Annotated in this window: 22 protein-coding genes; 16 read left to right on the forward strand and 6 right to left on the reverse strand. The window is 61.5% G+C overall.

Annotation, left to right across the window (positions count from 1 at the left end; genetic code table 11):
* Positions 1 to 75 precede the first annotated feature (75 nt).
* On the forward strand, positions 76 to 843 hold the full coding sequence (locus tag IG629_RS07790) for an SDR family NAD(P)-dependent oxidoreductase (RefSeq protein ID WP_193171401.1): 768 nt from the start codon (positions 76 to 78) through the stop codon (positions 841 to 843).
* A gap of 19 nt (positions 844 to 862) precedes the next feature.
* On the opposite strand, the gene IG629_RS07795 is transcribed toward IG629_RS07790, so the two are convergent.
* The 6 genes from IG629_RS07795 to fabD all read right to left on the reverse strand — a co-directional run bounded on the left by IG629_RS07795 (position 863) and on the right by fabD (position 6,060).
* Entirely contained in the window at positions 863 to 1,393 is a 531-nt protein-coding gene (locus IG629_RS07795; RefSeq protein ID WP_226886534.1) for a potassium transporter TrkG, read from the reverse strand.
* Between the two features lie 142 nt (positions 1,394 to 1,535).
* Positions 1,536 to 2,504: an endolytic transglycosylase MltG gene (mltG, locus tag IG629_RS07800; RefSeq protein WP_193171402.1), complete on the reverse strand. Its 969-nt coding sequence runs from the start codon at positions 2,502 to 2,504 to the stop codon at positions 1,536 to 1,538.
* Between the two features lie 6 nt (positions 2,505 to 2,510).
* Positions 2,511 to 3,776, reverse strand: a complete 1,266-nt coding sequence (gene fabF, locus IG629_RS07805; protein WP_193171403.1) for a beta-ketoacyl-ACP synthase II — start codon at positions 3,774 to 3,776, stop codon at positions 2,511 to 2,513.
* A 71-nt stretch (positions 3,777 to 3,847) separates the two neighbouring features.
* Entirely contained in the window at positions 3,848 to 4,084 is a 237-nt protein-coding gene (locus IG629_RS07810; protein WP_028465581.1) for an acyl carrier protein, read from the reverse strand.
* Positions 4,085 to 4,330: 246 nt separating this feature from the next.
* The gene (fabG, locus tag IG629_RS07815; protein ID WP_193171404.1) at positions 4,331 to 5,071 is read right to left on the reverse strand and encodes a 3-oxoacyl-[acyl-carrier-protein] reductase; all 741 of its coding nucleotides are present in this window, start codon (positions 5,069 to 5,071) and stop codon (positions 4,331 to 4,333) included.
* A gap of 38 nt (positions 5,072 to 5,109) precedes the next feature.
* Positions 5,110 to 6,060, reverse strand: a complete 951-nt coding sequence (gene fabD / locus IG629_RS07820; protein WP_193171405.1) for an ACP S-malonyltransferase — start codon at positions 6,058 to 6,060, stop codon at positions 5,110 to 5,112.
* A 309-nt stretch (positions 6,061 to 6,369) separates the two neighbouring features.
* Between fabD and rpsF the strand changes: the two genes are divergently transcribed.
* The 15 genes from rpsF (at position 6,370) to IG629_RS07895 (ending at position 22,156) form a co-directional block, all read left to right on the forward strand.
* On the forward strand, positions 6,370 to 6,849 hold the full coding sequence (gene rpsF / locus IG629_RS07825; RefSeq protein WP_193171406.1) for a 30S ribosomal protein S6: 480 nt from the start codon (positions 6,370 to 6,372) through the stop codon (positions 6,847 to 6,849).
* A 3-nt stretch (positions 6,850 to 6,852) separates the two neighbouring features.
* Positions 6,853 to 7,107: a 30S ribosomal protein S18 gene (gene rpsR / locus IG629_RS07830; RefSeq protein ID WP_193171407.1), complete on the forward strand. Its 255-nt coding sequence runs from the start codon at positions 6,853 to 6,855 to the stop codon at positions 7,105 to 7,107.
* 58 nt (positions 7,108 to 7,165) lie between these two features.
* Positions 7,166 to 8,131, forward strand: coding sequence for a DUF2232 domain-containing protein (locus IG629_RS07835; protein ID WP_193171408.1), 966 nt, complete (start codon positions 7,166 to 7,168; stop codon positions 8,129 to 8,131).
* 73 nt (positions 8,132 to 8,204) lie between these two features.
* Positions 8,205 to 8,810 carry a 50S ribosomal protein L9 gene (rplI, locus tag IG629_RS07840; RefSeq protein ID WP_193171409.1) on the forward strand — a complete coding sequence of 202 codons (606 nt, stop codon included), beginning with the start codon at positions 8,205 to 8,207 and terminating at the stop codon, positions 8,808 to 8,810.
* 215 nt (positions 8,811 to 9,025) lie between these two features.
* Complete coding sequence (locus IG629_RS07845) at positions 9,026 to 10,537, forward strand: replicative DNA helicase (RefSeq protein WP_193171410.1); 1,512 nt, start codon at positions 9,026 to 9,028, stop codon at positions 10,535 to 10,537.
* Complete coding sequence (gene alr / locus IG629_RS07850) at positions 10,537 to 11,673, forward strand: alanine racemase (protein ID WP_193171411.1); 1,137 nt, start codon at positions 10,537 to 10,539, stop codon at positions 11,671 to 11,673. Before IG629_RS07845 ends, alr begins: the two co-directional genes overlap by 1 nt.
* A gap of 46 nt (positions 11,674 to 11,719) precedes the next feature.
* On the forward strand, positions 11,720 to 12,493 hold the full coding sequence (locus IG629_RS07855; RefSeq protein WP_193171412.1) for an MlaE family ABC transporter permease: 774 nt from the start codon (positions 11,720 to 11,722) through the stop codon (positions 12,491 to 12,493).
* A 16-nt stretch (positions 12,494 to 12,509) separates the two neighbouring features.
* Positions 12,510 to 13,298 carry an ABC transporter ATP-binding protein gene (locus IG629_RS07860; protein ID WP_193171413.1) on the forward strand — a complete coding sequence of 263 codons (789 nt, stop codon included), beginning with the start codon at positions 12,510 to 12,512 and terminating at the stop codon, positions 13,296 to 13,298.
* 14 nt (positions 13,299 to 13,312) lie between these two features.
* On the forward strand, positions 13,313 to 14,719 hold the full coding sequence (gene radA, locus IG629_RS07865; RefSeq protein WP_193171414.1) for a DNA repair protein RadA: 1,407 nt from the start codon (positions 13,313 to 13,315) through the stop codon (positions 14,717 to 14,719).
* A gap of 3 nt (positions 14,720 to 14,722) precedes the next feature.
* Complete coding sequence (locus IG629_RS07870) at positions 14,723 to 15,391, forward strand: CvpA family protein (RefSeq protein ID WP_193171415.1); 669 nt, start codon at positions 14,723 to 14,725, stop codon at positions 15,389 to 15,391.
* 19 nt (positions 15,392 to 15,410) lie between these two features.
* A complete protein-coding gene (purF, locus tag IG629_RS07875; protein ID WP_051284647.1) occupies positions 15,411 to 16,922 on the forward strand; it encodes an amidophosphoribosyltransferase in 1,512 nt (503 codons plus the stop codon).
* A 25-nt stretch (positions 16,923 to 16,947) separates the two neighbouring features.
* Complete coding sequence (locus IG629_RS07880) at positions 16,948 to 17,652, forward strand: SDR family NAD(P)-dependent oxidoreductase (RefSeq protein ID WP_193171416.1); 705 nt, start codon at positions 16,948 to 16,950, stop codon at positions 17,650 to 17,652.
* Complete coding sequence (locus IG629_RS07885; RefSeq protein ID WP_226886535.1) at positions 17,645 to 18,589, forward strand: glycerophosphodiester phosphodiesterase; 945 nt, start codon at positions 17,645 to 17,647, stop codon at positions 18,587 to 18,589. The genes IG629_RS07880 and IG629_RS07885 overlap by 8 nt, the downstream gene beginning before the upstream one ends.
* 79 nt (positions 18,590 to 18,668) lie before the next feature.
* Complete coding sequence (locus IG629_RS07890; protein WP_193171417.1) at positions 18,669 to 19,658, forward strand: zinc transporter ZntB; 990 nt, start codon at positions 18,669 to 18,671, stop codon at positions 19,656 to 19,658.
* A 26-nt stretch (positions 19,659 to 19,684) separates the two neighbouring features.
* Positions 19,685 to 22,156, forward strand: a complete 2,472-nt coding sequence (locus IG629_RS07895; RefSeq protein WP_193171418.1) for a mechanosensitive ion channel family protein — start codon at positions 19,685 to 19,687, stop codon at positions 22,154 to 22,156.
* Positions 22,157 to 22,164: the final 8 nt, after the last annotated feature.

Below are 22,164 nucleotides of genomic sequence, written 5' to 3' on the forward strand. Positions count from 1 at the left end.
ACCAGATCTTTGCTATAGATTTAGGAGGCGCACTATATCCGCGCCCTGTTACGGCAACAAGACGCGGAGCGGCCGATGCGCGCACCCAGAGCAATTCTCATCACCGGCGCCTCCAGCGGATTAGGCGCCGCACTCGCCGAAGCCTATGCGTCGCCGGGAAAGACCCTGTTCCTCGGCGGGCGAGATTCGGCCCGGCTGGAAGCGGTCGCCCGGATCGCAACGGCGAAGGGCGCGGAGGTCCACACAGAGACGATCGACGTGACCGAGCGGACGCATATGGAGGTCTGGGTCGCCTCGGCAAACAGGATCGCGCCACTCGACCTTGTCATTGCCAATGCGGGGATCTCCGCCGGAACCGGTGATGGCGGCCCCGAGCCGGCGGATCAGGTGCGCCGGGTCTATGCGGTCAATGTCGATGGTGTGATGAACACCGTCCTGCCGGCCCTGCCGCTGATGCAGGAGCGCGGCCAGGGGCAGATCGGAATCGTCAGCTCCCTCGCCGGGTTCCGGGGTTTTCCCGGGGCGCCAGCCTATTGCGGCAGCAAGGCGGCGGTGAAGGTATTTGGCGAAGGACTTCGGCCGACCGCCGACCGCAGCGGGATCGAAGTGTCGGTTATCTGCCCTGGTTATGTCCGCTCGCCTATGACGGATGTGAACGACTTCCCGATGCCGTTCCTGATGGAGGCGGACGAGGCCGCGGATAGGATCCTGCGCGGGCTGGAACGGAACAAGGCGCGGATTGCCTTTCCGTGGCCGATGTACGCTGTCGTGCAGCTTCTTCAGATTATCCCGCCATCCTGGATCGACGGGTTGATGGGACGCCTGCCGACCAAGTCGGGCTGAACCGGAAGCGCATCTTGCGCTAGGTCACCCAGAATTCGCGGTCGAAGATGACCAGAATGGTAAAGATCTCCAGACGCCCGAGGATCATGGCAAGGGACAGCAGCAGAACCACAGCCATCACCAGGATACCGATACCGCCGATCCATTGCAGGATGGAGCGCCAGAGCAGGATACCCGGCGGCAATTCGTCCAATCCCTTCATCACGGTCGAGCCGGTTGTGGTAATGCCCGAGGTGGCTTCGAAGATGGCATCGGCATAACTGAGGCCAAGATCGAGAAACGGCAGAGCCGCGAACAGCGGCAGCACCAGCCAGGACAGCCCGGTCAGCAGGAACGCCGTGCGCAGGGATATCCCTTTCGAACGCTCGTCCCGCGTCGCCAGGAGGCAGGTCCCGCCAAAGAAGCCCATGGCGGCCGCCGACACGGCGAAAACGACCCATTCGTGCTGACCGCTGACCGCATCGACCAGCAGCGGCAGGATTGCGGTAATCGCGGTCCCGAAGATAACCATGCTGAGTATGTGAAAGACGAATTTTACTTGCGTCGTCAAACCTTTGGCCCCATTGAGCCTGAAACGCGAACGCGCTTGTAAGGCTGCAATAATGCATGCTGAAGCGGGCTATAGAGATCCCGCGCCTCAAAGGTGACAAGTGCAATTGGCGCCCGTCAGGGCCGTGCTTCACGCATGGCGCTCAGTTCGCGTCGCGGATCTTGCGCCATTTCCGGACGTTGCGATTGTGCTCGGCAAGCGTCCGGGCAAAGGCATGGCCTCCTGAACCATCGGCGACGAAGTACAGGTAATCTGTCTGCACCGGGTTCATGACCGCACGGATTGCATCGATTCCCGGATTGGCGATCGGTGTCGGCGGCAACCCCTTGATCACATAGGTATTATACGGCGTCGGCCCCTTCAGATCCGCCCGGGTCAGTGACCGGTCAAGGCCGCCGGGAGCGATACCGTAAGCCACGGTCGGATCCGACTGCAGGCGCATGCCGCGCTTCAGCCGGTTGACGAAGACGCCCGCAACCAGGCCGCGTTCCTGCGGCACTCCGGTCTCCCGCTCCACGATGGAAGCGAGGATCACAGCCTCTTCCGGCGTCTTGACCGGCAAATCCGGTGCTCGCATGTCCCACAGCCGGGTGACGGTTTCCGCCATGGAGGCCTGCATGCGTTTGACAAGATCCTCACGGCTGTCGCCGTAGGAGAAATGATAGGTTTCCGGCAGCAAGGAGCCTTCATCCGGATTTCCTGCTGTACCGGTCAGCCCTTCAGCCAGCTCCAGCCGGGCCATGACTTCGGCGGCGGTCAGGCCCTCCGGGATCGTCAGCCGGCGGACGACCGTCTTTCCCGATGCAAGGATGTCCATCACCTGACGTGGACTGGCACCCGCCGGGATCAGGTATTCGCCGGCTTTCAGGCTGCGGGCCTGCTGCGAGACCCTGGCACCGATAACGAAGACGAAGTCACGCCGGATTGCGCCCGCCCTCTTCAGGGAGGTGGCGATGCCTTCAAGGCCGGTTCCGGAGGGGATAACGATAGCAGTGGAGACGGGGAGCGGCCCCGGGCTGGTGAACTGCGCATAAAGCCATGCGCAGCACACGGCACCGGCGATAGCCAGAACCACCAGACCAAGGAATGCACGCAGCAGGGCCCGGCCCATGCTGGGTTAATCCACGGCGGAGAAAATCAGGGAAGCGTTGGTGCCGCCGAACCCGAAGGAATTGGAAAGCGCGTGCTTGATCTTGCGCTCCTTGGCCTTGAGCGGCACGAGATCGACCGGCCCGACATTCTCGGACGGCGACTCGAGATTAAGCGTCGGCGGCAGCATGCTGTCACGAATCGCAAGCACCGAATAAATCGCCTCGACCGCACCAGCAGCACCGAGCAAATGCCCGACGGCGGATTTGGTCGATGACATGGAAGCACCGCCCAGATCGTCGCCCATCAGACGCTTCACAGCGCCAAGCTCAATCATGTCGCCCAGCGGCGTAGAGGTGCCGTGTGCGTTGATGTAATCGATCTGGTCCGTCGCCAGATTGGCGCGCTTGAGAGCGGCCTTCATGGCACGGAAACCACCATTGCCGTCAGCGGCCGGAGCCGTGATGTGGTGGGCGTCGCCGGACATGCCGTAACCGGTCACTTCGGCGTAAATCTTCGCGCCACGGCGTTTTGCGTGTTCGTATTCTTCGAGAACAACACAGCCACCGCCTTCACCCATGACGAAACCGTCACGGCCATCGTCCCAGGGACGGGAAGCCGTCTCGGGAGCATCGTTGAAACCGGTGGACAGAGCCCGTGCCGCGGAGAAACCGGCAATACCAAGACGACAGACAGCCGCTTCGGCACCGCCAGCCACCATGACATCGGCATCGTCCAGCATGATCAGGCGCGCGGCATCGCCGATTGCATGAGCGCCGGTGGCACAGGCAGTAACAACGGCATGGTTCGGACCACGGAATCTGAAGCGGATCGAAACATGGCCGGAAATAAGATTGATCAGTGCAGCCGGGATAAAGAACGGGCTGATACGGCGCGGGCCACGCTCCCGAATCAGATCTTCCGTCTCGGAAATGCTGGTCAGGCCGCCGATGCCGGATCCGATAAGAACGCCGGTGCGATCCTGGCTTTCCTCATCTTCGGGCATCCATCCGGAATCGCGCACCGCCTGATCGGCAGCCGCCACACCGAAAAGAATGAAGCGGTCGATCTTGCGTTGCTCTTTCGGCTCCAGGTAGGCGGACGGATTGAAAAGGCCGCCCCCGCCTTCACCTTCCTCAACGACACCAGCGATTTTCGCGGGCAGATCGGAAACATCGAATGAATCGATAGCCTTGATACCGGACTCGCTGTTCAGGAGCCGGGACCAATTATGTTCGACCCCATCGCCGAGGGGCGTAACCAGACCGAGCCCGGTGATTACGACACGTCTCATGCTTTGCACTTTTCCAGATTGCAAACGTAACCCCGGGCGGAAAGCTCCGCCCGAGGGCAGTCGTCAGCCAATTACTTGGAGGATTCTTCGATGAAGGAAATAGCGTCCTTCACGGTCAGAATTTTCTCGGCGGCATCGTCCGGAATTTCGACGCCAAATTCTTCTTCGAACGCCATGACAAGTTCAACCGTGTCGAGGCTGTCGGCCCCGAGGTCGTCGATGAAGCTCGCGGAATCGACCACTTTGGCCTCATCAACGCCGAGATGTTCGACCACGATCTTCTTCACGCTAGCGGCGACGTCACTCATTTTTGTTTTCCTCGAATCTTAAGCTCAACGGTTTGTCAGCGAAACGCCTGCGTTCACCGACCTCTAATATACTCCAAGAAACCCGTGTTTCATCATGGAGTCCGGAATAGTTAGGCAGCACGCCTGTAAGCGGCGGCGAGATAACACACTTTTTTTTACTTGCCTAGCATCAGAAACACCAAGCACCGCCCCGTGAACCCGGCATTGAAAAGGCGAATCGCCGTCCCCGCGCCGGGCAATAAGGACCTAGAGCATTGCCATGCCGCCATTCACATGAATGGTAGCACCCGTAACATAGGCCGCCTCCTCGGACGCAAGATAAACGACTGAGGCCGCGATATCCTCTGGCGTTCCGAGACGGCCGGCGGGTACAGCGGCCAGCAATTTCTCATGCTGCGCATCATCCAGGGCATCGGTCATCGCGGTCTTGATAAAGCCCGGCGCCACGACGTTCGCGGTGATCCCCCGGTTCGCGACTTCCTGGGCCAGGGACTTTGTGAAACCGACCATGCCAGCCTTGGAAGCCGCATAGTTCGCCTGACCCGGATTACCGGTCGCGCCAACGATGGAGGAAATGCCGACGATACGGCCCCAGCGCCGCTTCATCATGCCGCGCATCAGAGCACGCGAGAGGCGGAAGCCGGAAGTCAGGTTGACGTTCATCACCGCCTCCCAGTCTTCGTCCTTCATCCGCATCATCAGGCCGTCACGGGTCACGCCCGCATTGTTAATCAGAATGTCGATTCCGCCGTCAGCGACCTCTTCGGCAGTCTTGGCAAGCGCGGCGATCGACTCGGCATCACCGAGATTCGCCGTCACCACATGGGCCCGCTCCCCCAGCTCCCCGGCCAGCGCCTGCAGCGCTTCCTCACGGGTGCCGGACAGAATGACTTCCGCTCCCTGAGCATGCAGAGCCTTGGCGATTGCATTGCCGATACCGCCGCTGGCACCCGTCACCAGGGCCGATTTTCCATCCAGACGAAACATATGAATTCTCCCTCGCCCTCGAACGGGCCGATTGGACCTTAAAGGGTTTCAAGAAAGGCCGCGATCTCTTCCGGTGTGCCAACGGCACTGCCCTTGAGAGAGCGGTCGATGCGCTTGGCCATGCCGGTCAGCACCTTGCCGGCGCCGAGCTCGACGATATCGGTGACGCCCTGGGACGCCATCCACAGTACAGACTCGCGCCAGCGCACCATGCCGGTTACCTGTTCCACAAGACGTGTGCGGATCTCGCTCGGATCCTCCAGCTTGTCGGCCAGGACGTTGGCAACCAGCGGCACCATCGGTTCACGCAGGTCCGTTATCGCCAAGGCTTCCGCCATTGCATCCGCGGCAGGCGCCATCAGGCCGCAATGGAACGGAGCGCTGACCGGCAGCATCACACTCTTTCGGGCGCCCTTTTCCGGGGCCGCCGCGACGGCACGTTCGACCGCTTCCTTGGCGCCACTGATCACCACCTGCCCATCGGCATTGTCGTTGGCGAGGTCGCAGACACCGCCTTCTGCCCGACCGGCTTCCGCGATCTCGCGCGCCACATCGAGCGACACACCGAGCAGCGCGGCCATGGCGCCTTCACCGACCGGAACCGCCGATTGCATGGCTTCGCCGCGCAGCCGGAGCAGCTTGGCAGCATCCGCAATATCGAGCGCTCGGGCCGCCGCCAGCGCGGAATACTCACCAAGCGAGTGGCCGGCGACATAGCTCGCCATATCGCTGATCGACTTGCCGCTCTCGGTTTCCAGAACACGGACAACCGCAAGGCTGACCGCCATCAGAGCGGGCTGCGCATTGCGGGTCAGGACCAGCTCCTCTTCCGGCCCTTCAAACATGAGCCGGGACAGGGGCTCGCCCAGAGCCTCGTCAACCTGTTCGAAAACCGCGCGCGCCTCGCCATAGGCATCGGCGAGTGCCTTGCCCATTCCAACTACCTGAGAGCCCTGGCCCGGAAATGTAAATGCGCGAACCGTCGTCATTTGTGACATCCTTGTCTTTACACGGCGTTTCCAAAGCCTCTTCATGCGACTGGGCACACGGCCGAGCCATGAGAAGAAGTGCCTGACCGGCACCGGCTTTTTAGCGGCGCCAAAGAGAGCGACCCGCCAAAGCCCTGTCAAGCGGAACCGACAGCGGAGTTGCACGCCTGCCGGATTTGTGTATATTCCGCCGGTCCCGCGCTAAGGCACAACGTGCCGGGGCGGGTTTTTACATAACTCCTTGCCGGTTTTGCAGCCGGCTTAGCAGCGTTCCATGTGGAACGTTCTGATTATCCGTAAGGAGCACCAATGCCTCTCTATGAGAGCGTGTTTATTGCACGCCAGGACATCTCGTCCGCCCAAGCCGAGCAGCTTACAACCGAATTCTCCGAAGTCATCACCAACATGGGTGGTGAGATCAAGAACACTGAATTCTGGGGTCTGCGCTCCCTCTCCTACAAGATTAAGAAGAACCGCAAGGGCCACTATGTGCTGCTGCACATCGAAGCCCCGGCCGAGGCCATCACGGAGATGGAACGCCTGATGCGTCTGAATGAAGACGTGCTGCGTTACATCAGCCTGCGCCTGGAAGAGCTGCCGGAAGGCCCGTCTGCGATCGTTCTCGCCAAGACCGAACGCACCGACCGCGGTGGCCGTGGCGGCCGTCCGGGTGGCGGTGGCCGTTTCGACCGTGGCGACCGTCCGGAACGCGGTGACCGTCCGGAACGTGGCGATCGCCCGGAACGCGGCGACCGCGAACAGGCCTCAAGCGAAGCCCAGGGAGACTGATCCATGAGCACTCTTACAATTTCCCGCGCCGCTGTCCGCAAGCCGTTCATGCGCCGTCGCAAGTCCTGCCCGTTCGCCGGCGCCAATGCGCCGAAGATCGACTACAAGGACATCAAGCTGCTGCAGCGCTTCCTGTCCGAACGCGGCAAGATCGTTCCGAGCCGCATCACGGCCGTTTCCGCCAAGAAGCAGCGTGAGCTGGCGAGAGCCATCAAACGCGCCCGTTTCATGGCCCTGCTGCCGTACGTGCTCAGCTAAGGAACGTGCTCAGCTAACGGATTGGCCGATGCCCGCGATGCGGGCTTGACGAGGCAAGATGTGGTCCAGGTGGTTTCCCATCGGAGCGGCGGCAATCGCAAGCGCGCTCATGTATCTCTCCACGATCCTCGGATCGCTTGGGGCGATTCTGCTTGCGTTCCTGTCGCCTCTTCCGCTGTTCGCCATCGCTCTCGGGCGGGGGTGGATTGCGGGATTGGCCGCCGCACTGGCGGGGAGCGCCATCGTGCTGTTCGCCGCCAACGGTCTGGCTGCATTGTTCTTCCTGATCTTCTGCGGACTGCCCGCAGCCCTGCTTGCACGGCAGGCGTTGCTGGCGCGCCCGTTGAACGAGGATCAGGAGAACCCGGATCTCGAATGGTTCCCTCCAGGCATGCTGGCCATGTGGCTGACGGCTATCCCAGCAACGGGATTGCTTACAGCGATCGTGGTCGCCGGCTTACAGGGGGAAGGTCTCGAAGCCATCGTGAGGATGGAAGTCGAGGCGCTTTTCGAGGCCATGGGAACAACCCTCGAAGGACCATTGGCCCTGCCTCCGGAGCAGCTTGCTGCCGCCCGGGAGCTGACCATCGCCGTGTTTCCCGGTGTTGCCGGGTTACAATGGGCGGCGATGATCCTCGTCAATGGCCTGTTGGCGCAGGGCGTGCTCGCACGCTTCAACGCCAACCTCAGGCCTTCGCCCGACATGCGGGACATCCGTCTGCCGAACTGGGCTCCCTTCCCGCTCGCCGTTGCCGCCTTGCTGGCAGCGGTCGCGGATGGAACCCTCGGTTATCTCGGATGGAACGCGGTGCCAATTCTGTGCCTGCCTTTCTTCCTCTCGGGACTGGGGCTGGTACATGCCCTGGCGAATGGCAAGCGCTGGCTTCTGCACGTGACCTACACGCTGATGATCCTGTCCTTTCTGCTGCCTGCCCTGCAATTCGTCTGGCTCCTGCTGGTTTTCGCGGGACTGGTCGATCACTGGGCGGATCTGAAGGGCCGGATCGCACGGAACTCGAATTGAACGTGACCCTGGCCGGAACCGGCCTGCTCCGCGGCAACGCGGCAACGGCTTCGGCCTTTAAGGAGTAAGAAAAATGGAAGTCATTCTTCTGGAGCGTATCGAACGTCTCGGCCAGATGGGCGACGTCGTTACTGTAAAGCCGGGTTTTGCCCGCAACTTCTTGCTGCCGCAGGGTAAAGCCCTGCGTGCCAACAAGAACAACCTGACCCACTTCGAGGGCCGGCGGGCCCAGCTGGAAGCGGAAAACCTCGAGCGTAAGGCAGAAGCCGAACAGGTTGCCAAGAAGCTCGAAGGCCTGGTGGTTCCGGTCATCCGCGCCGCCGGCGACAGCGGCCAGCTCTACGGCTCCGTCACCTCGCGCGACATCGCCGAAGCAGTGACCGCCGCTGGCGTCACCATCAGCAAGCGCCAGGCTATTCTCGATCGCGCGCTGAAGGTCCTTGGTCTTGAGGAAATTCGCGTCGTTCTGCATCCGGAAGTCGCGGTGAACATCACCGTGAACATCGCCCGCAGCACGGACGAAGCCGAACAGCAGAAACTCCTCGGCCGCGCCGTCGGTACCGAAGAGAACGAAAACGACGACGAGGACGAAGTCGAAGTCGAAGTCCAGGCAGCCCCGGAAGCGACTGAAGAAGTTGCCGAGGACGCCGCCGAGGAAGAGAAGACCGAAGAGGCCTGAGCCTCCCGATTCTTCTCCATCTGGGCTATTCGGAAACGGCCACCCTTTTGGGCGGCCGTTTTCTTTTTCACAAGCCGAAGCCGTTGAAACGTGCGGGTCCGGTTATACTTATCCCCGTTATTCTGCTTTATCCACAAGCATAAGCCTTTGATATGTCACGGCTTGTGGATAAGATTGCAGAAGACGTCCACAGCCCTTCTTGGTATGTGTAGGCAATGTCGAATTCAGAGCCCGTTTCCACTGTTGCATCGCTCCCGCTCGCGGAACCCCAAGCCAGCGCGTATCGGGAGCCACCCCATAACCTGGAAGCGGAGCAAGGTCTGCTCGGCGCGATCCTTGTCAACAACCGCGCCTTCGAGCGGGTGAGCGAATACCTCGCTGCCGACCATTTCGCCGATGCTGTTCATGGCCGGATCTTCGCCGCCTGCGGACGCTTGATCGAAAAGGGCCAGATCGCCAACCCTGTCACCCTGAAAGGCTTGTTCGATCAGGATGAGTCCCTGCAGGAGGCCGGCGGCGCCCAGTATCTCGTCCGCCTCGCCGCCTCCGTCGTCACGGTGATCAACGCCGACGATTACGGCCAGGCGATTTACGACAGCTTCCTGCGGCGCGAGTTGATCGATCTCGGCGGAGAAATCGTCAACGAAGCCTATGAGCACGATCTCGAACTGCCCGCATCGGAGCAGATCGAAGCAGCGGAATCGAAACTGTTCGGCCTCGCCGAACGCGGCTCCAGCCAGGGCGGTTTCCAGGATTTCGGAGAGGCTCTCACAAACTCGGTCCGGATGGCAGAAGAAGCCTTCAAGCGCGATGGCGGTCTCGCCGGTGTATCTTCCGGCCTGACGGACCTCGATGCCAAGCTCGGTGGCCTGCATCCGTCGGATCTGCTCATCCTGGCCGGACGGCCTGCCATGGGTAAAACGGCGCTGGCGACGAACATCGCGTTTCATGTGGCGACAGCATCCTTGAAAGATCCGGAGCTGGAACGGCAGGTCGTCGCGTTCTTCTCGCTGGAAATGTCGGCCGAACAGCTCGCCACCCGTATCCTCGCCGAGCAAACCGAGATTTCCTCGGAGCATATCCGACGCGGTGAACTTACCACCGAGGATTTCCAGAAGCTGGTTGCCGCCAGCCAGGATCTGGAACGCGCGCCGCTTTATATCGATGACACGCCGGCGATCTCTATCGCCACCATGCGTGCCAGAGCGCGGCGCCTGAAGCGCCAGCAGGGCTTGTCGCTCATCGTGGTCGACTACTTGCAGCTGATGCGCCCTTCCGTCGGTCAGCGGACCGACAACCGGGTGCAGGAGATCTCCATGATCACCCAGGGCCTGAAGGCGATCGCCAAGGAACTGGATGTTCCGGTCATCGCACTGTCCCAGCTCTCCCGCGCGGTCGAGCAGCGCGACGACAAGCGGCCGGTGCTTGCCGACCTTCGTGAATCCGGATCGATCGAGCAGGACGCCGACGTCGTCATGTTCGTGTTTCGTGAGCAGTATTATCTGGAAAAAGGCGAACCGGCGCAGCGTATCGAGGAATCGGACGAGAAGTTCCACGATCGTCACGACCAGTGGAAAGAACGATGCGAATCGTCCTACGGTAAGGCGGAAGTCATTATCGGAAAGCAGCGACACGGCCCGACTGGCACCGTGACCCTGCATTTCGAAGGCGCCACAACCCGTTTCTCCAACTTCGTCGCAGACGACCATATCCCGGACAATTTCTAATGCTCGACACTCTCCCGGCGATTAACGGCTCCGGCGCCGCGTCGGAACTCGTGATCGACCTTGGTGCGGTCAAACAGAACTATCTCGATCTGAAAGAGCGCCTCGGCGGAGTCGAATGCGGCGCGGCGGTGAAGGCGGATGCCTATGGAACCGGCGTCGACCGGGTTGGACCGGCGCTGTTCGAGGCCGGCTGCCGGACATTCTTCGTCGCCACTGTCGACGAAGGTATCGCCCTGCGGGACGTACTTCCCCGTGCCCGCATCGCCGTGCTGAACGGCCTGCTGCAGGGCACCGAGGAGGTTTTTCCCGAATACGGCCTGATCCCGGTGATCAACGATCTCGAGCAAGTTGCGCGAATCAGACAGATGTGTGTCCAGGCCGACCGCGCCCTGCCGGCGATGCTGCATATCGACACCGGTATGAGCAGGCTCGGCCTGACCGCCGACGATATGAAATGGATTTCCGAAGAACCGGATGTGCTTGGTGGCCCGGACTGGCTCTATGCCCTTTCCCATCTCACGACTGCGGATGATCCGGACAACCCGTCGAACGCCGCGCAGCTTGCGCGCTTCAAGGAACAGCTGCCGCGCCTGCAAGGCAGGATGCAGGCCAGCCTTGCCAATTCCGCCGGCATCTTTCTCGGGCCGGATTATCATTTCAATCTCGCCCGGCCCGGCTTCGCGCTTTATGGCGGGCGGGTGAAGGACGGCGAGCCCAGCCCCATGGCCCCCGTGGTTAGACTTTCAGGCCGCATCCTTCAGGTTCGTGCCGTTAAAGCCGGCGATACGGTCGGATATGGCGGCACACACAAGGTTCGTAAAGACGGGCGAATCGCGACCGTTGCAGTGGGCTATGCGGACGGATATCTCCGCTCTCTGTCCAGCCAGGGCGCGGCCTATCTCGGAGAGCACAGGCTTCCGGTTGTCGGCCGCGTTTCCATGGATATGCTCGCGGTCGATGTCAGCGATGTCGACCGGGCCGAAATACATCCCGGCGGATTTGTCGAGCTTCTGGGACCGCACTATACGGTGAACGATGCAGCCGACGCGGCGGGAACCATCGGCTATGAAATATTGACAGGCCTCGGCCATCGCTATACCCGACGCTACATTGACGCGGGGAGCGGAGAGACCTGATCATGCCAACCCAAATGCCCGGTTCCCATGCAGAAACCCCACGCGCATGAATTTTCTTGCAGCGATCGGACGGACCTTTCTCGGCTTTCTCGCCGCCACCGGACGGCTGGCGGTGTTCACAGGCATCACGATCGGTCATTGCGTGCGTCCGCCGATCTACTGGCGCCTGCTCGGCCGCCAACTGGTTGATATCGGCTACTACTCGCTGCCGGTCGTCGGCCTGACGACCCTGTTCTCCGGCATGGTGCTGGCGCTGCAGAGCTATACCGGTTTTTCCCGATTCAATGCTGAAAGCGCGATCGCCACCGTGGTCGTGCTGTCCATGACCCGCGAGCTTGGACCGGTGCTGGCCGGCCTCATGGTCGCCGGCCGTATCGGCGCTTCCATGGCTGCGGAAATCGGCACCATGCGGGTCACGGAACAGGTCGACGCGCTGACCACTCTGTCGACCAGTCCCTACAAGTATCTTGTCGTGCCGCGGGTGCTCGCGGGCATTATCAGCCTGCCCTTTCTGGTCCTGATTGGCGATGTCATCGGCGTCTTCGGCGGCTATCTGGTCGGCGTCAACAAACTCGGCTTCAATGCCGGCAGCTACCTGAAGAGTACTTTCGACTTTCTGGAAACCCAGGATGTGGTATCCGGCCTGGTGAAGGCCGCTGTTTTCGGTTTCCTCATCGCCCTCATGGGCTGCTATCACGGTTACCATTCCGGACGCGGCGCCCAGGGTGTCGGCCGGGCAACGACCAACGCCGTGGTCTCTGCATCGATCCTGATACTGATTTCGAACTATCTGATCACCGAACTGTTCTTCGCCCGCTAGGCGGCAGGGAAACGCTATGGCCGAACGCACGGCGGCACTGCCGAAAATCAGGATCCGGGGCCTTACCAAGTCCTTTGGCTCGAACCATGTGCTGCGCGGACTGGACCTCGATATTGCCGATGCGGAATCCGTGGTGGTGATTGGCGGGTCCGGTACCGGCAAGTCCGTCCTGATCAAGACCATTACCGGCCTGATGGACGCCGATAGCGGCTCGGTTGAAATCGACGGGACTGACGTGTTGTCCCTGCCTCCGTCCGAGCGCCGCACCATGATGAGCCGCTTCGGGCTGCTGTTTCAGTCGGGCGCCCTCTTCGACTCGCTGACCGTGCTCGACAATGTCGCCTTCGGTCTGGTCGAGGCGCAGGGCATACCGCGCCGTGAGGCCCATGAACGAGCCGTGGACTTCATGGCCCAGGTCGGACTGGAGCCGGATGTCGGTGCAATGTACCCCGGCGAGATATCGACCGGCATGCGCAAGCGCGCCGCACTCGCCCGCACCATCGCCACGCGTCCCGAAGTGGTGTTCTTTGACGAGCCGACCACCGGACTCGACCCGATCATGGGCGACATCATCGACGAGCTGATCGTCAAATGCGTAGAGGAATTCAAGATCACCGCGCTTACCATCACCCACGACATGGACAGCGCTCGTCGGATCGGTAACCGCATCGCCATGCTCTATGAAGGCAAGATCATCTGGCAGGGCCCGACCACGGAGATCGATACTTCCGGCAATCCTTATGTGCACCAGTTCATCAACGGCCTCGAAGAGGGCCCGATTGAACTCGTTGCACGTCAAGCCTGAGCGGAGCGCACGCGATGGCGAAATCCCAAGCCCGCTACGTCTGCCAGGAATGCGGTGGCGTCCAGCCTAAATGGTCCGGAAAGTGCGATGCCTGCGGCGCCTGGAACAGCCTGATTGAAGAGGTTGTCGAGAAAAGCGCGCCGAAGGGACTCGGTGGAGCGAAAGGCCGGAAGATCGATTTCGTCAGTCTCTCCGGAAGTTCCAAGAAATCGCCGCGCCGGGTCACGAACATCGCCGAGTTCGATCGGGTCGCGGGCGGTGGTCTCGTTCCCGGCTCGGTCGTGCTGATCGGCGGCGATCCTGGTATCGGTAAATCCACCCTGCTGCTGCAGGTGACTGCCAAACTCTCCGAAAACTCCCGCTGCGCCTATGTCTCCGGTGAAGAAGCACTGGATCAGGTGCGGATGCGCGCCCAGCGTCTCGGTGTCGCCGAGGCGCCCGTACAACTCGCTGCCGCCACCAGCGTGCGCGACATCGTCACCACGATGGACGGCGAGGATGCACCGGACGTGCTGGTGATCGATTCGATCCAGACCATGTATGTGGATGCCATCGACAGTGCACCCGGAACGGTCTCCCAGGTCCGCGCCTCGGCCCAGGAGTTGATCCGTGTCGCCAAACGGCGCGGGATCGTGCTGCTGCTGGTCGGACACGTGACCAAGGAAGGCACCATCGCCGGCCCCCGCGTGCTTGAGCACATGGTTGACACGGTGCTCTATTTCGAAGGCGAGCGCGGCCACCAATTCCGAATTCTGCGCGGCGTGAAGAACAGGTTTGGCCCGACCGACGAGATCGGCGTCTTCGAGATGACCGAAATCGGTCTTGCCGAAGTCACCAACCCGTCGGCCCTGTTCCTCGGCGACCGCCAGGACAATGTCTCGGGCGCCTGCGTCTTTGCCGGCATGGAAGGCACCCGGCCATTGCTCGTCGAGATCCAGGCACTGGTCGCCCCCTCACCTTATGGCACACCACGCCGGGCCGTGATCGGCTGGGATTCCGGCCGCCTCGCCATGGTCACAGCGGTGCTTGAGGCGCGCTGCGGTGTCGTGCTGGCCGGCAGCGACGTGTTTCTCAATGTCGCCGGCGGCCTGAAGGTCAGCGAACCGGCTGCCGATCTTGCCGTTGCGGCCGCCCTGCTTTCCTCGCTGACCGGGAAACCGGTTCCGTCGAATTCGGTCGTGTTCGGAGAAATCGGCCTCTCGGCCGAGATTCGTGCCGTATCCCATGCCGAGGCGCGGCTGAAAGAAGCCGCCAAGCTCGGATTTGAGCGCGCCATCATGCCGGAGCCGCGCCGCTCGTCGGGCGACAAGAAAGCTCCTCGCAATGGCAGCCTAACTCTTGCCACGATCAAGCATTTGCATGACCTGGTAGCCATGTTCCAGGACGAAACAAATATCGGCCGCAAAGCGGGAGAGGCGTAAGCCATGGATAATCTGCCGGTCAATGTGACCGACATTGCGATCATCGCCGTGGTTCTACTCTCCGGTATTCTTGCCTTTGCACGTGGATTTTTCCGCGAAGTGCTGTCCATCGGCTCATGGGTCGCGGCCTTTTTTGCCGCCCTCTACCTCTATCCTGTCGCAGCTCCCTATGTACGTCAGCTTCTGGGCTGGGGCGATATGGCCGATCTGGCGGCAGGTATCGCGGTTTTCGTCGTCTCGGTCATTGTAATGTCGCTGGTCACCCACTATGTTGCGGCCGCGTTACAAGGTAGCGGCCTCAGCGCCGTTGACCGCTCTCTCGGGTTTCTTTTCGGGATTGCCCGGGGCGCGGTACTGGTTTGCTTGCTCTATCTCGGACTTAACTGGCTGATCGAGGATGATGGCTATCCGCAATGGGTAACCGAAGCGCGCACACTGCCTCTCATCGAACAGGGAGCGGAGTCCCTTGTCAGCCTCGTGCCGCCAAAATTACGGCCGAAGCTTCGGAACGCCGCCGGAACCGCCGGCGAGAAAGCCCGACAGCAAACAGAAAAGCTGCTTTTCGAACGTCTGATCAGCCCGCCGGCAAAATCCGATGCGCCGAAGGACGGCGACGGATATACTGCCGATCAACGTCGGGGACTGGAAAAGGTCATCGAGAGCACGGATTGACGCTTTCGATGAATGTGCCATGGACAGCAACCGGCAGGAGGATGTCGCCGTGACGGATCTGAAACAACCGTTGGACCGGTCCCCCGATTGGGACGACGATCATCTCCACGAGGAGTGCGGCGTCTTTGGCGTCTTCGGCGCTCCCGATGCGGCCGCACTAACCGCTCTCGGGCTGCATTCCCTGCAACATCGCGGACAGGAATCCTGCGGCATTGTTTCCTGGGACGGCAACCACTTTCACGCCCACCGGGCGCTCGGACATGTGGGTGAGAATTTCGGCGACGAGTCGGCAAAGATCATCAACCAGCTCAAGGGCCACGCCTCCATCGGGCATAACCGCTATGCCACTACCGGCGGGGCCAATCTCCGAAACGTCCAGCCGCTCTTCGCCGATTTCGAATTCGGCGGCATGGCACTCTGCCATAACGGCAACCTGACCAACGCCATCGACCTGCGCGACAGCCTGGTCCGTCAGGGCTGTCTGTTCCAGTCCACCTCGGACACCGAAACCATCATTCATCTGGTCGCCCGCAGCCCGCAGCACACCGTGCTGGACCGGGTGGTCGACGCCATGCAGAAGATCGTTGGCGCCTACTCTCTGGTCTGCCTCTCCCGCGACTCGCTGATCGGCATCCGCGATCCGTACGGCGTTCGCCCGCTGGTACTCGGCAAACTGGGCGATGCTCATATCCTTGCTTCGGAGACCTGCGCGCTCGACATCATCGGCGCCGATTTCGTCCGCGACGTGGAGCCTGGCGAAGTTGTTTACATCACGGAAAAAGGCGTTCAGTCGCTGAAGCCGTTTGCCAGCAAGCCGAGCCGTTTCTGCATCTTCGAATATATCTACTTCGCCCGGCCGGACAGCGTGATGGAAGGCAAGAGCGTCTATAACTCGCGCAAGGAAATCGGCGCGGTGCTGGCCAAGGAAAGTCACGTTGATGCCGACGTTGTCGTCCCGGTACCGGATTCCGGAGTTCCGGCGGCCATCGGCTATGCAGCGGCGGCTGGTATTTCCTTCGATCTGGGTATTATCCGCAATCACTATGTCGGCCGGACCTTTATCGAGCCAACGGACCATGTCCGGCATCTCGGTGTGAAGCTGAAGCACAACGCGAACACAGCACAGCTCAAGGGCAAACGCGTCATTCTGGTGGACGATTCCATCGTCCGCGGCACCACCTCGACCAAGATCGTGGAAATGGTGCGCGCCGCCGGTGCCAAGGAAGTCCATATGCGGATCGCCAGCCCGCCGACGACCCATTCCTGCTTCTACGGTGTTGATACGCCGGAACGGGAAAAGCTGCTGGCTTCCAAAATGTCGGTGGATGAGATGGCTGAGTTGATCGGCGTCGACAGTCTCGCTTTCATATCCCATGACGGCCTCTATCAGGCCGTCGGCGAGGCCGCACGCAACAATGAAAGCCCGCAATATTGCGATGCCTGCCTCACCGGCGACTATCCGATCGCGCTGATCGACCAGAACGACGGATCGAACGTCCGGCAGCTCTCCCTGCTGGCCGAGGCGTCCTGACCAAACCATATTTGCTGAGAGTTCCATGACCGGCATCCTCGACGGCCGCATTGCGGTGATCACCGGCGCGTCCCGCGGCATTGGCGCCGCCGTTGCCAAAGCCTTTGCCCGCGAAGGCGCACATGTCGTGCTTGTCGCCCGCACCGTGGGCGCGCTGGAGGAACTGGACGATGAAATCCAGGCCGCAGGCGGCAGCGCCAGCCTGGTGCCCATGGATCTGATGGACTATCCGGCCATTGACCGGCTCGGCGCCGCTCTGCACGAGCGCTATGGCAAGATCGATATCCTGGTCGCCAATGGCGGCATACTCGGCAATCTGACGCCGATGCACCATTACGATCCCAAGCTCTGGGAGCAGGTCATCGCGACTAATCTCACCGCGAACCAGCGCCTGATCCGCAGCCTCGATCCTCTGCTCCGCCAGTCCGATGCAGGCCGGGCGATTTTCGTGACCGCCGATGCCGCTCACGGCGACAAGCCATTCTGGGGAGCCTATGCAGTCAGCAAGGCTGCTCTGGAGGCCATGGTCCGAAGCTATGCCGCGGAAAACACCAAGAGCAACATCAAGGCGAACCTGCTGAATCCCGGCGCAACGCGCACGAAACTCCGGGTCAACGCCTATCCGGGCGAGGATCAGGCATCGGTCAAACCGCCTGAAGACCTCGTGCCCCTGTTCCTTGAGCTGGCCTCGCCGGAATGCAAGCGCAACGGCGATCTGGTCAATGCCTAGCAAGATCATCGGGCCTTTTGCGCTCGCGACGGCCCTGATCGCCGGGGTTTCCGGCATCGCTACCGCAGTAGAGATCCAGGGTCACCGCGGCGCCCGCGGCCTGCTTCCGGAGAACACCCTTCCCGCCTTCGAGAAGGCCCTCGACCTCGGAGTCGATGTGCTGGAGCTCGACACAGTGGTAACGGCGGACGGCATTGCCGTCATCCATCATGACCGCGCGCTGTCAAAGGACCACACACGCCATGACGGCGCCTGGATCGATCAGGAGATCCGGCTGAATGAACTGACGGCTGCGGAGCTGGAAGCCTACGATGTCGGCCGGATACGGCCCGGCAGCCGCTATGCGAAGCGCTTTCCCGATCAGGCACCGGTCGATGGCACACGCGTTCCGAAACTGGCGGATCTCTTTGCCATGGTGGCGGCACGCGGCGACCAGGCGGTTCGCTTCAATATCGAGACAAAACGCTCCCCGCTCTCGCCGGGCGACACTCCCGAACCGGAAGCTTTTGCGCGGCTGCTGATCGAAACCGCCCGGGGCGCCGGTGTCGTGGACCGGATCACACTGCAGAGTTTCGACTGGTCCACGCTGATCGCCGCCAAGCGGATCGATCCGGCGATCCCGACCGTGTGCCTCAGCGCCGAAGCGCGCTGGCTCGACTCGGCGGAAGCCGGCAAGGAGGGTGCCTCTCCCTGGCTCGGCGGACTCGATGTCGACGATTTCGGCGGCTCCATCCAGAAGACCGCAAAGGCGGCTGGCTGCTCGGTCTGGTCGCCCTATCATCGCAACGTCACCAGACAGGCCATAGAGAACGCCCATGCAGAAGGGCTCCAGGTCATTGTCTGGACCGTCAATAAGACGGAAGACATGAGGCGGCTGGTCGATCTCGGCGTCGACGGCATCATCACCGATTACCCGGACCGGACAAACGGGTTCTGATCCGGCGGCCCGGCATTGCCCGTTCGCGCCGTCTACATATACTGATGACTGGTATTTCCGTAACGGGGACGCGCGACGGATGGATGCATCGGACAGCGAAGACGGATTGATCGCCGGCATCGGCCTCACAGATGGACCTGCCCCGAAAGAGCTCGGCTGGGGTGATATAACAGCGGGCCGGCCGGAAGGGCTTCGTCTCTGCTGGCTTCATCTCGACCTGAAGGAAGAGCGCGCCAGATCCTGGATCAAGGAGCTGGCGGGATTGCCGGAAATTGCCGCCGCCGCGCTGGTCGCCGAAGAGACCAGACCGCGCGTGCAGCGCTTCGACCATGGTGTTCTCATTGTCCTGCGCGGCGTGAACCTCAACCCGGGTTCAAGCCCCGAGGATATGGTCAGCCTGCGGATCTGGGTGGAACGAGGGCTGATGATAACCGTACGCCTGCGTCGTCTGATGGCGGTGCAGGATACGCTTGCAGCCATAAGGGAAGGTTTCGTTCCGGAAGATACGGACGAGCTGCTGGCTGTTCTCGCGGAGCGCCTTTTCCGCCGAATGGAGCCGGTGATCGACGACCTGGAGGAACGTATCGATCTGGTTGACGAGGAACAGACTTCCGGCAGCATCAATCAGTCCCCCGGTGAGCTCCAGACGTTGCGGCTGCGGACCATCATTTTGCGTCGTTATATTCTGCCCCAACGGGATGCGTTGCGCCATCTCACCGCAGACCCGCCTGCATGGTTTGCACGCAAGACCCTGAGCAGCCTGAACGAGGCCGCGGACCGGGTCATCCGTTACGTGGAAAGCCTGGACGAAATCCGTGAGCGCGCCATGGTCATTCAGGACACGATACAGAACCGCAACAGCGAGGAACTTAACCGGCGCCTGTACATTCTATCCGTGATCTCGGCGATCTGCTTGCCACTCGGCTTGCTGACCGGGCTGCTCGGGATCAATGTTGCCGGCATGCCTGGGGCCGAAACCACCTGGGCGTTCTGGGCCGTGACGCTGATCATGATACTGATCGTGGGCCTGGAAGTCTGGGCACTCAAATCGCTTAAATGGTTCAAGTAATCCGAAGGACCGGACCACTGGAAATCATGCCATATCGTTTCAAGACCATTCTGGCGGTTCTGACGCTCTCTCTCGGCCTCGGCGCTCTCGCCCCGGCACTAGCAATCGCTCAGGATACCACCGAGAACACCGCAGTTGATGAAGCGGCCAAAGTCGGACCGCAGAGGCTTCAATCTCTGCTAGACACGCTGAAGGACGAGACCAAGCGCGACGCTCTAATCACCGATCTGGAGACGCTGCTGGTCGCAACCGAGGAAGAAGAAAAAGCGGACGATGCCTCCTCCGTCGCATCTGCAATGTCGGATGTGGTCTCGGGGATCAGCGGCTTTCTTCAGCAGGCAGTGAGCCGGCTTTCCGATACAGCGATTGCCCTCACCGACGTGAAAAGCCTGATCCCGGCACTTTCCGCCCTGGCTGCCGATCCGGATAAGCTGTTCCGGATCGGGCAATGGATGGCCGTGATTGCCGGCATCGTGGCTCTTGGCCTTCTTACCGTGCGCCTGACGAACCGATTATTGCGCCGTCCAGTCGACAAGATTGAGTCCTGGGTCATGCGCGGCACGTTGCTGCGCAATCTTGCCGCCCTGGTGCCGCTGCTTCTGCTCCGGGGTATCCGGGCCGTGATCTTTTTCGCCGTCACGCAAGGCATCCTGACAACGGTGAGCAGCACCAATGTCCAACTCGCCGGACGGGCATTCGTCTTCGCGGTGGCGTCGCACCTCGCCTGCCTCGCCCTGATCCGTACCCTGCTGAAGCCGGCCGGACTGGTCAGCCGTTCGCTGAACATCACGGAAGCGACCGGCGCCTATCTCGCGCTTTGGGCCAATCGTGTGGTTGCAACCGGCATCTACGGCATCCTGGGTCTGCAGAGCGCCTACATCCTTGGCATGCCGGCCACGACCTTCCTGTCCCTTGAAAAGGTGGTCTACGGCGCTCTCTGGATGCTTCTGACAGCGTTCATCCTGCAAAACCGGGCAAGCTTCGCCCAGGTCATCGCGGGCACCGACGAAAAAGCAACGGGCCGTACCTTCTGGTCCATTCTCTCCGCGATCTGGCACCTGATCGCGATAGCCTATGTTACCGCCGGCCTGATGATCCTGATATCCATGGGCGATGCGGGCTTCAAGCGCCTCGGCGAGATCGCCGCCTTCATGGTCATCATCTCGATCGTCTGGCGGCTCGCATGGCTCGCGGTCGACACGGCCGGCCGCTGGGCCTTCTCCATCTCCCATGAGATGACCGACCGCTATCCCTCGCTGGAGCGCCGGGCGAACCGCTACGTGCCGCATCTCCTCGCCGGTGCCCGCGTTCTCATCTCCGTTGTAGCTCTCGGCGCGCTGCTCGAGGTCTGGGGCATACAACTTTCCGCCTTCTTTGCCTCCGCGAACGGGCAGGTGCTGATCCGTGCCATCGCCACGATTATCGTCGTCGGCGGCGGCGCCGTCGCTTTCAGCGAAATTGTCAGCCTTTTCGTCGAGCGCCGGCTGTTCGTGCTGGAAAGCGCGGGCATCCTGAGCGGGCGAGAACGTACCTTGCTGCCGCTGCTGCGGCGGGCCGTGATCATCGTCATCAGCGTACTCGCGGTTTTCGTCATCCTGTCCGAGTTGGGCGTCAACATCACGCCCCTGCTCGCCGGTGCCAGTATTATCGGTCTGGCCATCGGCTTCGGCTCGCAATCGCTCGTCAAGGATGTGATCTCCGGGATCTTCCTGCTGATTGAGGACACACTGAATGTCGGCGACTTTATCGATGTCGGCGGCATGTCCGGAACGGTCGAAGCCCTGAGCATCCGCACCCTACGGGTGCGCGACGTCAACGGCGATCTGCATACCATTCCATTCGGCACCGTCGAGATCATCACCAACAAGACAAAGGACTACGCCTATGCGCTGGTCGATGTCGGCATCGCCTATCGCGAGGACACGGAAGCGGTGATGAAACTGCTGCAGGAAATCGGCGACGAACTGGCAAATGACGAAGCCTTACAGGGAGATATCGCCGGGCCGTTCGAGGTCTTCGGACTGCAGGACCTCGCCGATTCCAGCGTCAACATCAGGACCCGTCTGAAAACCAAGCCTGGCCGGCAATGGTCGATTCGGCGCGAATTCCTGCGTCGCGTGAAGCGGCGGTTCGACGCCGAGGGGGTCGAAATTCCGTTCCCGCATCAAACACTCTATTTCGGCGAGGACAAGGACGGCAACGCACCGTCAGCCAATGTCATGGTCACCCAGGCCAAATCCCAACGCAGCGGAAAGGATGCCGGCGGCGCAGCGCCGCAAAGCCAGGAGTATTTCAAGACCGCGAACCCGGAAATGGCCGACGCGGAAGCCGCCCGGAACGCCGAGAAGGAGAGCCAGGAAGCGGAGCGCAAGCGTCTCCTCAAAGAGCGTGAAGAGGCCGCAGAAGAAGCCAAAGAGGTGGAGCAGGAACTGATCGGCGACGACGAGACTGTCGCCGAGAAGGACGACGCATCCCCGACCGGGAAAAAGCCGGGCTAGTCCCGGCT

The organism is Nisaea nitritireducens, from assembly GCF_014904795.1.
Lineage (GTDB): Bacteria > Pseudomonadota > Alphaproteobacteria > Thalassobaculales > Thalassobaculaceae > Nisaea > Nisaea nitritireducens.